Source organism: Caulobacter sp. GW822-FHT07D08 (assembly GCF_058798735.1).
Genome location: NZ_JBXAKU010000054.1, coordinates 1 through 1,145, shown reverse-complemented (window position 1 = coordinate 1,145; position 1,145 = coordinate 1). Strand labels below are relative to the sequence as shown.

Annotated in this window: 1 protein-coding gene; it reads left to right on the top strand. The window is 62.8% G+C overall.

Annotation, left to right across the window (positions count from 1 at the left end; all coding sequences use genetic code 11):
- Window positions 1–883, top strand: an 883-nt coding sequence (locus AC1RJ9_RS28330) for an IS110 family RNA-guided transposase (protein ID WP_492842017.1), incomplete at its 5' end; no start/stop codon positions are given.
- Window positions 884–1,145: the final 262 nt, after the last annotated feature.

The following is a 1,145-nucleotide window of genomic DNA, read 5'->3' as shown; positions in this document are numbered from 1 at the left end:
TCTGGTGGCGATGGAAGCTTGCGCCAGCGCACATTACTGGGCACGCGAGATCGGCGCGCTGGGCCACGAAACACGCCTCATACCTCCGCCGTACGTAAAGCCCTTCGTGAAGCGGCAGAAGAACGACATGGCCGATGCCGAGGCGATCTGCGAAGCGGCGCAACGTCCCACAATGCGGTTCGTCACGCCCAAGACCGCGGAGGCGCAAGGCGCCGCTGTCCGCTTCCGGACCCGCGATTTGCTGGTCCGTCAGCGCACCCAGTTGATCAATGCCCTGCGGGGTCACTTGGCGGAGTTTGGGTTCGTTGTTCGGCAAGGTGTTGGCCACGTGAGCAAGCTCGTCGATCTCGTGAAGGATCCGGCCACCGATCTGCCGGCCGCAGCGCGACCCGTCTTGGTTATGATCTCCGAAAACCTCCAAGCCGCGCAGTCGCAGATCGCGAAGCTGGATCGTGAGATCGCCAACCGAGCCAAGGCCGATCCGGTGGCCAAACGCCTAATGACCATCCCTGGTGTTGGACCGGTGGTGGCCACAGCCTTGGTCGCGCTGGCGCCGACGGCCAACACCTTCCGGCGCGGTCGTGACTTCGCCGCATGGCTAGGCCTTACGCCGCTGCAGAATTCCAGTGGCGGCAAGCAACGATTAGGCAAAATCACGAAGATGGGCGAGCGAGGTCTGCGACGGCTCTTGATCATCGGAGCCAGCTCCGCGGCCAAAGCTGCAGCTCGAAATGGCTGCGGATCAAACCCCTGGTTAGCTCAAATGCTTTCGAGGAAGCCACGCCTGCTGGTCATCGTCGCGCTCGCCAACAAAATTGCCCGAACGGTCTGGGCGCTGATGGCGCACGGAGGGATCTACGGAGCTCCGGCCGCAGCGGTCTAAAGACCGCCCAAGCCTGAGGCTGTCAGAGGGTGTCGGAAGGTCAGCAGAAAGGTATGGCGCAATAGTCGATGAGACGGGGTCGGGAAAACCAGGAATGTCGTAGGCGCCCCGAGCGCGCAGAAACGATGTGGACCCGGTCCGCGAACTCCATAGAGGCCGGCGGCGTGTGAACAGCCGCATCAAGAGGCCGGACACACGTTAGCACCTCGACGACGCGCGCAACTGCTCTCAGAATCTTCTTGCATCCGCTGGGGCGTCCACA